This is a genomic window from Atlanticothrix silvestris CENA357, from assembly GCF_016056295.1.
Lineage (GTDB): Bacteria > Cyanobacteriota > Cyanobacteriia > Cyanobacteriales > Nostocaceae > Atlanticothrix > Atlanticothrix silvestris.
Genome location: NZ_JAECZB010000008.1, coordinates 16,937 through 28,652, shown reverse-complemented (window position 1 = coordinate 28,652; position 11,716 = coordinate 16,937). Strand labels below are relative to the sequence as shown.

12 protein-coding genes and 1 tRNA gene are annotated in these 11,716 nt (G+C 39.5%); 2 read left to right on the top strand and 11 right to left on the bottom strand.

What is annotated here, in order from left to right; all coding sequences use genetic code 11:
• Positions 1-4: 4 nt before the first annotated feature.
• Together I8751_RS05795 and I8751_RS05790 are read right to left on the bottom strand one after the other, a co-directional pair.
• Complete coding sequence (locus tag I8751_RS05795; protein WP_214438228.1) at positions 5-760, bottom strand: class I SAM-dependent methyltransferase; 756 nt, start codon at positions 758-760, stop codon at positions 5-7.
• A 359-nt stretch (positions 761-1,119) separates the two neighbouring features.
• Positions 1,120-1,908 (bottom strand): MBL fold metallo-hydrolase, encoded by a 789-nt coding sequence (locus tag I8751_RS05790; protein WP_214438227.1) that lies wholly within the window; start codon positions 1,906-1,908, stop codon positions 1,120-1,122.
• 277 nt (positions 1,909-2,185) lie between these two features.
• Here I8751_RS05790 and I8751_RS05785 point away from each other — a divergent pair, with 277 nt between their 5' ends.
• Positions 2,186-2,383: a hypothetical protein gene (locus tag I8751_RS05785; protein WP_214438226.1), complete on the top strand. Its 198-nt coding sequence runs from the start codon at positions 2,186-2,188 to the stop codon at positions 2,381-2,383.
• 127 nt (positions 2,384-2,510) lie between these two features.
• Here the strand turns inward: I8751_RS05785 and I8751_RS05780 are convergent.
• The 9 genes from I8751_RS05780 to I8751_RS05740 all read right to left on the bottom strand — a co-directional run bounded on the left by I8751_RS05780 (position 2,511) and on the right by I8751_RS05740 (position 11,172).
• Positions 2,511-2,584 (bottom strand) — tRNA-Met (locus I8751_RS05780).
• A gap of 130 nt (positions 2,585-2,714) precedes the next feature.
• On the bottom strand, positions 2,715-4,280 hold the full coding sequence (locus I8751_RS05775) for a DUF1802 family protein (protein WP_214438225.1): 1,566 nt from the start codon (positions 4,278-4,280) through the stop codon (positions 2,715-2,717).
• Between the two features lie 6 nt (positions 4,281-4,286).
• Positions 4,287-6,302: a P-loop NTPase fold protein gene (locus I8751_RS05770; RefSeq protein WP_214438224.1), complete on the bottom strand. Its 2,016-nt coding sequence runs from the start codon at positions 6,300-6,302 to the stop codon at positions 4,287-4,289.
• 50 nt (positions 6,303-6,352) lie between these two features.
• Entirely contained in the window at positions 6,353-7,006 is a 654-nt protein-coding gene (locus I8751_RS05765; protein WP_214438223.1) for a hypothetical protein, read from the bottom strand.
• Positions 7,007-7,225: 219 nt separating this feature from the next.
• Positions 7,226-8,200: a malate dehydrogenase gene (mdh, locus tag I8751_RS05760; RefSeq protein ID WP_214438222.1), complete on the bottom strand. Its 975-nt coding sequence runs from the start codon at positions 8,198-8,200 to the stop codon at positions 7,226-7,228.
• 316 nt (positions 8,201-8,516) lie between these two features.
• Positions 8,517-8,732, bottom strand: coding sequence for an NAD(P)H-quinone oxidoreductase subunit O (gene ndhO, locus I8751_RS05755; protein ID WP_214438221.1), 216 nt, complete (start codon positions 8,730-8,732; stop codon positions 8,517-8,519).
• Between the two features lie 254 nt (positions 8,733-8,986).
• Positions 8,987-9,841 carry a DNA-formamidopyrimidine glycosylase gene (locus I8751_RS05750; RefSeq protein ID WP_214438220.1) on the bottom strand — a complete coding sequence of 285 codons (855 nt, stop codon included), beginning with the start codon at positions 9,839-9,841 and terminating at the stop codon, positions 8,987-8,989.
• Between the two features lie 243 nt (positions 9,842-10,084).
• Positions 10,085-10,297, bottom strand: coding sequence for a photosystem I reaction center subunit IV (locus tag I8751_RS05745; protein ID WP_214438219.1), 213 nt, complete (start codon positions 10,295-10,297; stop codon positions 10,085-10,087).
• Positions 10,298-10,587: 290 nt separating this feature from the next.
• Positions 10,588-11,172 (bottom strand): PAP/fibrillin family protein, encoded by a 585-nt coding sequence (locus tag I8751_RS05740; protein ID WP_214438218.1) that lies wholly within the window; start codon positions 11,170-11,172, stop codon positions 10,588-10,590.
• Positions 11,173-11,402: 230 nt separating this feature from the next.
• Between I8751_RS05740 and I8751_RS05735 the strand changes: the two genes are divergently transcribed.
• Entirely contained in the window at positions 11,403-11,645 is a 243-nt protein-coding gene (locus I8751_RS05735) for a DUF3134 domain-containing protein (RefSeq protein WP_214438217.1), read from the top strand.
• Positions 11,646-11,716: the final 71 nt, after the last annotated feature.

Sequence of the window (11,716 nt, the reverse complement as noted above, 5' to 3'; positions counted from 1 at the left end):
CATATTAAATAATAGGCTCTAGTGACTTCTTATAACAACGAGCTGTAATTAAATAAGGGTGAAAAACTTCTAAATAATGTCGTTGAATTGTACGAAAAAACTTTTCTATTACTTGTGGATCTTCTGTATGAAAAGGAAACTCATTATTCAATCCCTGAGAGAAGTACCAATTGACAATTAACTTGCCGTTAGATGAGAGAACATTATAAAAATCTAACAATTGTTGAGTTGGATCTGGCAAATGTTCTAAAACATCAAAACATAAAATAGTGTCAAAAGTTTCTGTAGTAGTAAATTGTGGAGAACAAGTCAGTTTATCCTCTAACCCCAGTTTTTTTGCCCGATATTTGACAAATTCACAATGAATAGGATTAATATCACAATAGATTACCTGCGTTACTTCAGGGCAAAGAGCAGCTGCGATCGCATGAGTACCAAGACCTCCACCAAAATCTAGTACTTTGCCATCAGCTTGATCTGCAATTAAGCATAAGGTATCTCGAATATAGTCTTGGCTTCCTAAATGAAAAGATGCTAAATCAAATAAATAGTTACTACCTACTTGGTTATTATAAAACTCTGTCGCTGTTTCCCATTGGAAATCATTCTGACCTAAATCAGACATCTTTTGTTGGCCTGCAAGCAGCTTAGCTTGTAAAAGGTCTGGCTCTAAATTCAAAAATGTTTGTAAATGATGCTCTAAGTGAAAGCTATTATTCCAGTATGAACTAAAAAAAACAGGGATAGGAAAAGATAACATGCGTTTAGTTTTTGATTTTATTTACGCTAAGCGTGTCAGTTGTCATTTGTTAGTTGTCAGTTGTCAGTTGTTAGTTGTTTTTAATTTGATTTAATATCGCAACGCCATAAGTTTTACTGGGAGCATCCACTTTTGAAAGAAATACCAAGCGATTAGAAATCGCGGCTATAAAAACCAAATTCACCTGCGTGGATTGTGTTGAGCCTGCGGAGGCAGGCTTTGTTTGTCTAGCCCCAGACTTCTAGTCTGAGGGGTTATTTGCCGAAAGTGGATGCACCCGTTTTACTACTGACTACTGGCTTTTGCAAAGCGGTTGACCACTGACCCCTGACCACTGACCACTGACCACTGACCAAACTCTATCCCCTTGTAGGTAGAGTTTTATGCTTTTCTAAGCGTAATTCAAAGCGATCGCCTGGAGTAGGATCAATCACCTGGGTTTTCAGATTATTCTTTTCTAGTAACGAACGAAACTCCTCTACACTCCCCTTAACTTGCAATATTTTCATGAGCAATCCCTCAAACATCACATCTCCTCCGGCTGCTGTGGGAAGCATTACTTGTGGTTGTAAAGATTTTGCCACTTCTAATGCACTGTTTGTTCCTTTAATAATCGGCCCCAGCAAAGGCAGTGCCACATCAACTATTGGTGTAATAATGACATCAACTGCTGCAACTTGTTTAACTTGGGGAGAATGATAACCGTGAGGCTCGTAATAGAGTGTTAAACCAGTTGCTAACTCTTTGAGGAGATAACCATTTTCTACGAGGGTAGGGCCAATTGGAGAGCCCGGAAAAGCTGTAATCTCTAGTTGATTATTTAACGTGAAACTTTCCCCATGAGTCAGGGATGTCACAGCAGTGTAATCTAATTCTTGCACTACTTTTGCAGCACCAGGAGAACCCACAACCTGAATTTTGTGGTCAAGCTGCTTCAGCGTCGGTGGGTGAGCATGATCTTCTAAACCCTGAGACAGCAAAATCAAATCAATATTTTCTGGTATTGGGCGTTCTTGAGATTTAGAGCCTGTAAACAACCAATCCAAGTTACTAAAGGTTAATGAACCAACTAGCCAAGGGTCAATCAGTACCCGTTGATTGCCGATTTCAAGTAGCCAACTATTGCTGTCTAACCAAGTTAAGTACATAACCAAAGCAAATATAACACCTGCCTTTATTATCAATCGTCCAGCTTGGTTGTGAGTTTTGCCTATTCCAATCTCCTACTTCCTACCTTTAAAACACCTGGAGAACACAGAGGTAGTGCAAATGAGTCAGCAGGCATTAGCATTGAGAAAATAAGTCATAAGCTATTACGCCTTTAAATTACACAATCACTTCCTAAGTTTGTTGATTGCTGACCGTTAACAGTCCATACAAAAAGATGTGCAACTTAGATACGTGACAGCTTAGTACAAAAAGACTATGAATGATTCAACATTTACTATCTTTATCGTTTTTGGAATTATTTGGATTTCAATGGCCACCGCAGGTGTAATTGCTGTTCTAAAAGCGGATGGGCAAAAAATCCGTTTTGGCAAAACGGGACTAATTATTATTATTCCTATCATTGTTCCAATTATTGTTACCCTTGCGTATGCTGCATTTAAGGGTACATTTTGAACAATTTATGCTGAATTATTGAACCTCAGACGACTCAAAGTCGTGTGATTCCTAGCTCAGCAACGCCAGCTATCCAATACTACTCATGACTAGAAGCTGGAACCTTTATATTTTGCTTAATCAAATATGGCTCAGGTCGGATTTGAACCAACGACCCCAGGCTTATGAGTCCCGTGCTCTAACCAACTGAGCTACTGAGCCAAGTTTTTCAATCCTTTGTTAATATAGCATAGACATTTCGCAATGGCTAGTATCTTTAGCAATTAATTTTGGTGAGATCTCACCAAAGTCCTTTTCGAGTAGTTTTTTTGGTATAAAGAGATACGTAATATTATTTTGGAACAATTGGAAGATCGCGTAAAAAGTAAAAGCGATCGCTTTTCCAATCACTTCCTTTTTTTCTTCCTAAATAGCCTGTTAATGGTGAAGAAAGTTCAATCAATAAATCATTAACCGCTTCTTCAGCTAGCTTGGGGGTATGAGTGGCATTGTAATGAACACGAATTTCTGTAACTGTAAAACTCTGATGTGTAGCTTTTGAACTTTCGTTGTCTTGTTCAGACAGTTCTTTTACTGCTGTGATAATCTGCGATCGCAAATTGATTTCTTTTTCAGCTTTATCAATATATTTATCAATTTGGTAGTCAATTTGCTCAGGTTGTAGATATTGCTGTAATTCGACTAAATTAATAGCACCTGGATATTTTGCTTTGAGTTCAGCTAGTTTTTGTAAAGTCATAGCGTTAATAATACTTACTTCCCATTCTTTAGCAGCTTTCAGTGTATCTGGCGATGGATTACCAGGGCCGATTACTAACTTAGCTGAGCCTAATAATTGAGTTTTACCTAAATGCATTCCACCCAGCTTAAGTAATTCTTCAACAGTACGGCTAGGAATAAGTTTACCTGCCTTACATTCGCAAACTAGAGGGTAAGGCTGGGAACAAAATAAATCTAGCCCTCCAGCACCACCTTTGTAAGCACTTTCAACTTTAAATCCTAAAAACTCTAGACTCTGACGTGTGATGTTTTCAAAATCTGTACCAGCTTGATAGTTGCTTTTTTTCTCTTCTAGCTCGATGCTGCGATCGCCCAATTTTGCAATATTATTTATCCAAGCTAAATCTGGATCGGGTTGCTTAATTAGCTTGTCACTACTCCAACCTAAAAATATTTTGATATCGTCGTCTAATTGTTTCGCTACTGGTTGGCTAATAGTTAAAGATGCTATCGCACTCTGTAATTCTTCTAGTTCAGGATATAGGGGTGGCTCTAGTTTTTCTAACTGGTGTTTGCGTTGGGCGAAAGTGCGATCGTTTAATATTGGCTTTTCTTCAGAAGCACCAATATTAGGTAAAGCCACAAATTTACCTAGTTTTTCTTGAATGTTGGGTTCAGCTACAACTGCACATAATTGAGGTAAATGATAAACTCGCAAGTAAGCCAAAAAAATATGCGGTTGTTTCTGTAAAATTGCCTCAAATACTTCTGTTTTCCATATAGTTAATTGAGACAAAATATCTAAGTTTTTAGTCGGATCTAGTATTTGGCAATGTTCACATTTAGCCCAAGCTTTAATTGAAACTGTCTCATGAGATAACAGGGGTAATTGTAACTGTTCATCATTTTTAAGTAAGCTTATTTGCTTAGGCTGTAACAAAATACCTTGACTATTTAACTGTGTCAAAGCACTTTGAGCAAGAGGTACAAAATTTGGGTGGTAGTATTGCTCAATTGAAAGCAAACTTGCTGAATAATCAAGGGGATAAAGAGCGAATTTCTGCTCAGTATTAAGCAATTTACGAGGCATGACTGCAATAATTCGCCCTTGTATTAAAGCTTCAATATCAGGAGCAGGTAGACATAGAGCGTTATAAATCAAAATTGATTCACTCATGTTTAATTACAACCCGCTCAATTCGTCTGAGTCTTCTATTTCACTCCTACTAGATAAATCTGTTAATTCCCCTATTAGTTCAGTCTCATCGTCTTCTATTTCACTCCTACTAGACAAATCTGTTAATTCCTTTATTACTCCACTATCATCGTCTTCATCATCAAGTTTAGGAATATTACCAGACGGATTACTTAAAATCTCTCGAAGTAAAAGATTATCAAATGTAATCTTATTCTTAGAAATAAGGTCGAAAATATGCTCCTCTGTTAATTGATAATTTTGCCGCTTTTGAGAAATAGCTAAAATTGCCACAAGTGGACGAATTTGCTCTTCTATCAAATCTACGTGTTCTCCACCTCTTTTTAGTACAAGCTCGTCTAGTAATTTATATGCAGATGAATTATTTTTTATCTGTTTTATTTTGGATTCAGAACGAACTAAACACCCGCGAGTAAGATCATATTTTTCGTAATCTATTAACCATTTTAATCCTGCTGTTAATGTAACTTGAGAAGACTGTATTACAGCTACGCCGATTTTGACTTCTTTTCCTTCTTCATTACCAATAATTTTGAAGTCTATATAATGTTTTATATGATATGCTTTAGGCTTTACATCGGTTGTAACTTCTTCAATCATTACTCCTTCTAAAGTCTGATTTTTTAAAGTTAAAAAGCCAAAATAGAGAGCTTCAGCAATTAGGTCACTATTCTCTAAGTAATCTCCAATATCTGCCTCGCTTTCTCTTTTGAATGCCAGAGCAAACCTCTCAAATGGAGCAGATGGAAGTGGCTCATCATCAATCTTAAAATTATCTGCACACCATCGCAGAGCTTCCCTGACACTGGGCTTACTTACTTTGCCGTATTCTCTTAGCTTACTTTCTTTAAATGGGTAAAGTAGATGAGTAGGAATTAAACTTTTTTTACTGTAAAATTCTTTCAACCAAACGGTGACTAATTCAACCATAGAATCGCCACTAACGTGTTTTAACTCTAGTGGTTTTCTTTGTGTATACTTTGAAATTCTATCAGGCGTACCACCTGGCATAGAATTTACTTTATCTCTCCATGTTTCAGGCAACATTACTGTGAGAATAACAACACCTTGACTAAGTTCAGAATTTTCGAGAGTGTCATGGAGAATTTTGACCAAATTAGCAATTACGCTTTCGGTTGGAAACCCATCCTCAGTAGAGTTATTTTTAACATCTATTTCGTCAAAACAAATAACGACTGGGTTATAAAAACTAACCAGATTCAATATTTGCTGAATATTTTTAAGAGCTTCAGCTTCTCTATCTTGATTTGCTTTGCTAGGATTAGGTAGTCCTAACTCATCAGCATTAACTTGAGCTAATTCTCCACCAGATAACCATTTGATTGCAAAAGGTGCTTGAGTTTCTGAAAGCGTCCACAAAATAGCCCGAAGAATATAGGGATCTGCATTGGTTTTAGTTTTGATAACTTGTTTTTGCAGAGCATTCATCAAGTTTTTGTTTTTAGCCAAACTACTTGCATACACTTGGTCAAATTTTTTTACTAACTCTGCTGGAGTGGAGGAATTATCAGTTTTAACTTCGCTTACCATAGCTGCGGCTACTTCTTGCCACTGCATTACTTCTTGGCTACCACTTTTACTTAGACTATCTGCCAAGGTTTGCTGGAATTGGTACTTAACCAGATTTAAATCTGTATAGTTATTAGCGCTCGCATACACAAATAAAGCACCACCTTCTTTTTCGAGATGATGACGAATGCGACTAAGGAGGTGGGTTTTACCAACTCCCTGCTGTGCAGTTATAGCAATTGAAGTCACTTTGTCTTGACTAGATTGACTTGTTCGCACTAATTCAATTGCTCGAAAAACTGCATCAGAAGCATGGGCATTTAAGCTAGGTACGTCTGGCGATTTCTTCTTCCAAATATCCTGTTCTTTAACAATGCCAGAGTTTATAAATGGATTGTGGCTTTGAATGGCAGCATTGACAGCTTCTATGGGAGACGTAAGGTTATTGGTCATAGTGATTCTATAAGGTGTAACTTAATGCACGGGGATTAGTGGGAATCTGATTAATTCAAACGCTTCGCGTAAGAGCGTAATCCTACTCCAGGTATGGTGATTGAGTCGTCACGTTTATCAGAATTAAAGTCTGGTATCTCTCCAGTCATCAGCTGAAAAATATCATTAGCTTGCGTTTCCAGCAGCCAATCATTAAACTCTGTACGACTAACTCGTTCGCCTATTTCTCTCCTGATGCGATAAATTGGCACAAGATCGTTTAAGTTATAGTTTTGGTTCAGCTTGTCGTAGACTTCCAACGCCACTGATTTAAACTCGTCGTAAGAAGCGATCGCACTCTTACCATTAACTGGTACATCTGCACTAGCGTTCGCAACATCAATCTGACTAATCCACTTCACTAACGCATTCGCCGCCCAAGTTCCGACAATCGTCCCTTCAAATTTAAAATCATCACTTCTCAAACCATCACCCAATACCTCTAAACCCTTGGGAGATGTTAGAGAGTATCCCTTTTTGGAGATTGCGATCGCTCCTTGTTGCTGTAATCCTTCAAATACATCCTGATAATCTGCTGCTTTCTTACCTTTGGCTACAATCCGCTTCGTAAGTTGTCCTTTTTTTACTTCTTGCTGTTTTCCTCCCAAATCCCACAAAGCTAGCAAAAGACGAGTTTGAGTTTGGGCTGTTTTTTTTGATGACATATTGGATATATTCTTTTGACCAAAAAATCACAACTGTATCTTTTTAAATTATTTAGCCCGGATAAATAACCGGGAAATTGCTGAATATATCAGCGTTACAGTGGGACTGATTCATAAAAAATAAACGACACCCAAATTTGGTGTCGCTAAGATAAAAAATTTACATAAATTATTGCTTATTCAAAAGCAAATTTACTAAAAAAACTCCATGTAAACCTATTATTTAATCGCCAAAATTTCTTGCGCTCTCACAATATTTTGACGCACAGATTGAGCCGAAGTATGCAAAGCTTCTCTTTCACTATCACTAAGATTTAATTCCAAGACATTCTCAATTCCACCGCAACCCAAACGACAGGGAACGCCAATTACAACATCTTCTAAACCATATTCGCCTTGCAGATATGTTGCAATAGGCAATAACCGCGATTGATTCAACAAAATCGATTCCACCATCACGCTCGTAGCAGAAGCCGGGGCAAAAAATGCTCCACCTGTCTGCATCAATTCCACAATTTCCGCACCACCATTGCGAGTTCTCTGCACTAAACGTTCAATTGTGGCTGCATCCAGCAATTCTGTGATGGGAATGCCGTTGACAGTGGCATAACGAGACAAGGGAACCATTAAATCGCCGTGACTACCCAATACCATCGCCTTAACATCAGCAGGTAACACTCCTAATTCTAAAGCGATGAAGGTTTCAAAGCGAGCAGAATCTAACACGCCAGCCATACCCATAATTCGCTCTCGTGATAAACCTGTAGCTTGCCAAGCCAAATAAGTCATCACATCCAAAGGATTAGTGACGACTATAAAAATAGCATGGGGAGAACAGGCGATCGCATTCTTGGCTGCTTCCACAACAATCTTGGCATTAGTTTTCAGCAAGTCATCCCGACTCATCCCTGGTTTGCGGGGAAGTCCGGCGGTAATCACCACAATTTGGGAACCAGCGGTATCAGCATAATTGTTTGTACCAACAATCTGGCGATTATGTAGTTCAATTCCCCTAGCTTCCATCAAATCTAGTGCCAGACCTTGGGGCATTCCTTCAACGATATCTAGCAATACCACATCTGCTAGATTTTTCTCTGCAATACGTTGCGCTAAGGTACTACCAACCCTACCAGCGCCAACGATGGTTACACGGGGTAAACGACACAGAATGGGGGACTCAGGAGAAGAAATCATAATTACAGGAACGCTTTCAGCGAAGGCGGGTTAGATAAAGTCTTCAAGTTTAAAGTAAGTTTGTAGTAAGGACTTTAGTCCTGACTCTTCTAAGCACTAAAGTGCTTACCCTTCGGGTGACGCTCCTAACGTCGCTACCGCTACGCTAACGTTAGTCGCTCATGGGGGAAACCCCCAAGACCCTACGGGTTCAGCAGTTGCTTTAAGTCGGCGGCACTTCCTTCAAGTCGGCATAGCCGCCCAACGGAGTGCCTTGGGAACCCGCCCAACGCACTGCTTCACCGCGCTAACTCACTACAAAACTAAAAACTAAAAACTATTTAAACTCTTCGAGTTGATCCAAGCGTAACCAAATATTTGGTGTAGGAACTTTTCCAAACTTCACCAAGGCATAATCACCTTTAACATCTACAATTTCGCCTTGACTTTCAAACAAATACGAAGGAAAGCGAGTATCACTGGCTAGTGCTTCTGTACTGTTTTCCAGGTTGTCGCGCACAGCGCGAACCATATCTCCTTTTTTGACCGCCATGAGTTGCCCTCTAAAAATTCGCAGATTCTTTTACAGAGGATCTTAGCTCGTGATCAACATGCAAATACATTGAATATTAGCGAAACTCAATTAACGCTGACAAGCTAATTATCAAAGATACAAGCCCACGGTATTTCGCTCAAGTCGTAAACTACTCTTTGCAGAACTTTTCGCTGTCTTGAAAAGTTGGGCGCACGGAAACCGTGAAGCGCCCACTTTTCGTTGTAGGGTTCTTAATTTTTAATTTTTAATTTTTAATTCCCCGTAGGGGTCTGACACTGGGGGCAAAAATGACTGGAACGACCAGCTAACTTAATCCGTTGGATCAATTCACCACAAACCCGACAAGGCTCTCCAGTACGGTTGTAAACTAAGGCAACACCACCATAATTACCATTGATCCCCTTAACATTGAGGAAATTACTAAAAGTTGTGCCTCCAGCCTCAATGCTAGTTTCCAATACTTGAATAATTGCACTCCGCAAACGCTCAATTTGCTTTAACTGCAAATTTGTACATAAAGTCTCTGGTAACACTGCACTTTTAAACAGTGCTTCATCAGCATAGATATTGCCTAATCCTGCCACCACAGACTGATCTAACAGTGCAGTTTTAATCGGACGGCGGCGGTTTTGCAGTTTTGCAGCAAGATAATCCACTGTAAATTCTGGTGAAAACGGATCTAAGGCGAGTTTTCCCAAACCAGTAATAATACTTTCTACTGCCACACCTGGGGGAACCCACCACATTTGACCAAAGGTGCGTTGGTCAACAAAGCGCAATTCTTGCTGATCCCCAAAAAATAATCTCACCCGCGTATGCTTGTGTAATGGCTCATCTTGATGCAGCCACAGCAATTGACCAGTCATTCGTAGATGAACTCCTAACCAACAGGTGGCGGGAGATGGAGTAAGTTCAGCTAAGAGATATTTGCCGCGACGATGCCAAGCAGCAATGCTACTTCCTTTTATTCCATAAATAAACTCACCGACAGAAAACGGGTAGGCGATGGTGCGATTGAGCAACACATCTCCACCCGTAATTTCTCGGTTGAGGGTCAATTGATTTAGACCCCTTCGGACTGTTTCAACTTCAGGCAATTCAGGCATTAAAGCTGATTAAGCAAACAATTTGATGTACTTTAGGGATCAAAGCAGACAAGACGAAGAAATATGTAGACACCTCTTGGTAGCTGACCACACTACCAAAAAGAACCCGTAAATACCCGCAGGTCGGTTTCTTGTAGAGTAGAGTAGGCTATGTTGAAGGATGAAAGAAATGAAAGTTTCATACTTCATACTTAAGGCTTCCCTTCATCATCTCATCAAATAATCCCTTTTAGGCTTTGCTGCTTATTTTTTAGGCTTAGCTTTAGGTGCTTCTACCTCGATTAATTCATCCGGGGCAAAGTTATTGGTATTGATACCAGCGTAATTTACCTTTTCAAACCGGACAATTACTGGGTATTTGATGCCGCTTTGATCAACAGAAGCCACGGTTCCTAAATCCTGAAACCAGTAGGATTCGGGGCGGAGAACACGTACTTTAGAACCACGTTGAACCATGATTATTTTCCCTTTTAGTTATCAATCGCCAATATATGGGGCTAATTGATTTCACTCTACAACCTGAAGGTCTCTGCTAGAGGCTTTATTAAGTTATTTATCTAATTGGTTAATGTTCAACGGTCAACAGTCAAAAGTTAGTTATTTACTCCTCCTGCTCCCCTAATGCCTATCTCCCTCTCTCGGTAGTTCTAATCCTCACGTGCCAAACCTAAAATGAGGTCACACCCTCCTTGACAAAGTTCCTACAATCGACTAAGTTCGTTCGCAAATGCTTTATGTAAAAACTCCTATGTTTTGCTTAAAACAAACACACTACCCTCGTTGCCCCTGCCAATTCGCAAATCGCTATCTATATAAGTGATGTCTAACCAGCCTTGTTGTGTATCACTGTTGATGGGAACATCAATTGCCGTAAATTTTTGACCAGCTTCAATTTGTTGGATAAAGTTTTCTGGTGAACTGTACCCAATTAAACGTTGTAAACCGACAATAGACCGCTGAAATTTTACTTGGACACGACGACCTGAAACTGGTTCAAATTTCGCAGCTACGCTCACTAATCCTTCGAGATATGGTAAGCCGTAAATCTCAGCTATGTTGTAAACGCTGGTAGTATTTACCCGAATACACTGATAAATTTGACCAAGTTTACACAAAGGTACGCGATCTAAGTTTAAAAGACCGTTGCTAGTGGTGTATAGTAATCGCCAATTGCCATCTAGCAAGTTGCTTGCTTCCACCGGACACGGTGTAGGGTTAAGGTCTTCTAAGTTAGCGATCGCCACTAAGATAGCCTGTTTTTGCTGATCACTTGCCAGTAAACCGCGATTAGTACCAGCGATCGCATCGATTAAAGCCGCTTTTCCCATCATTGCCTATCACCTATCACCTTTATTAAGTCGATATTAATGTCCTATGTATAAAGCCGTGCAAATTAATAAGAATCTATTTCTAATTGCCTTGCCAGTATTAAATAAAAGATTTTTGCCAGCTTGCGGATTTATCAACCCACGAGTTGAATGTATGAATAACTAAATTCTTCCGTGTCAAGTGATAGACTTCTTAATGTCTAGTTACATAAACCCTCTTGTGTATTGGTCGTATGTTGAATTCTCCTTTACGTGAAGCACCTCGTAACCAGCGAGCTACTGTAATTCCTTTAAAGCAAGAGTCCTCTTTGTTGGACTGGTTGCAAACTAACGGTCGTCTCATAGCCCGTGAAGTTCACGAACGCGATCTTCGGAATGAAGATCACGAAGAAATATCAGATTTTCTCGGTGGAGAAGACGGCATCAACGACTACGATCTTGATGATGACGATGATGTGAGCATAAGCGAAGATTAGCCTGTTGAGGCAGGTTGAAACTTGGTGATATCTATCGTCCCTGCTGTTCAGTTTTGTAAGTGTGGAGTGAA

What these genes read in the sequence shown, in the direction of transcription:
- I8751_RS05770 (WP_214438224.1), bottom strand. Translation starts at nt 6,302, where the DNA reads ATGACCAATAACCTTACGTCTCCCATAGAAGCTGTCAATGCTGCCATT.
- I8751_RS05790 (WP_214438227.1), bottom strand. Translation starts at nt 1,908, where the DNA reads ATGTACTTAACTTGGTTAGACAGCAATAGTTGGCTACTTGAAATCGGC.
- I8751_RS05740 (WP_214438218.1), bottom strand. Translation starts at nt 11,172, where the DNA reads ATGATGGGAAAAGCGGCTTTAATCGATGCGATCGCTGGTACTAATCGC.
- I8751_RS05785 (WP_214438226.1), top strand. Translation starts at nt 2,186, where the DNA reads ATGAATGATTCAACATTTACTATCTTTATCGTTTTTGGAATTATTTGG.
- I8751_RS05765 (WP_214438223.1), bottom strand. Translation starts at nt 7,006, where the DNA reads ATGTCATCAAAAAAAACAGCCCAAACTCAAACTCGTCTTTTGCTAGCT.
- mdh (WP_214438222.1), bottom strand. Translation starts at nt 8,200, where the DNA reads ATGATTTCTTCTCCTGAGTCCCCCATTCTGTGTCGTTTACCCCGTGTA.
- I8751_RS05795 (WP_214438228.1), bottom strand. Translation starts at nt 760, where the DNA reads ATGTTATCTTTTCCTATCCCTGTTTTTTTTAGTTCATACTGGAATAAT.
- I8751_RS05775 (WP_214438225.1), bottom strand. Translation starts at nt 4,280, where the DNA reads ATGAGTGAATCAATTTTGATTTATAACGCTCTATGTCTACCTGCTCCT.
- I8751_RS05745 (WP_214438219.1), bottom strand. Translation starts at nt 10,297, where the DNA reads ATGGTTCAACGTGGTTCTAAAGTACGTGTTCTCCGCCCCGAATCCTAC.
- I8751_RS05735 (WP_214438217.1), top strand. Translation starts at nt 11,403, where the DNA reads ATGTTGAATTCTCCTTTACGTGAAGCACCTCGTAACCAGCGAGCTACT.
- I8751_RS05750 (WP_214438220.1), bottom strand. Translation starts at nt 9,841, where the DNA reads ATGCCTGAATTGCCTGAAGTTGAAACAGTCCGAAGGGGTCTAAATCAA.
- ndhO (WP_214438221.1), bottom strand. Translation starts at nt 8,732, where the DNA reads ATGGCGGTCAAAAAAGGAGATATGGTTCGCGCTGTGCGCGACAACCTG.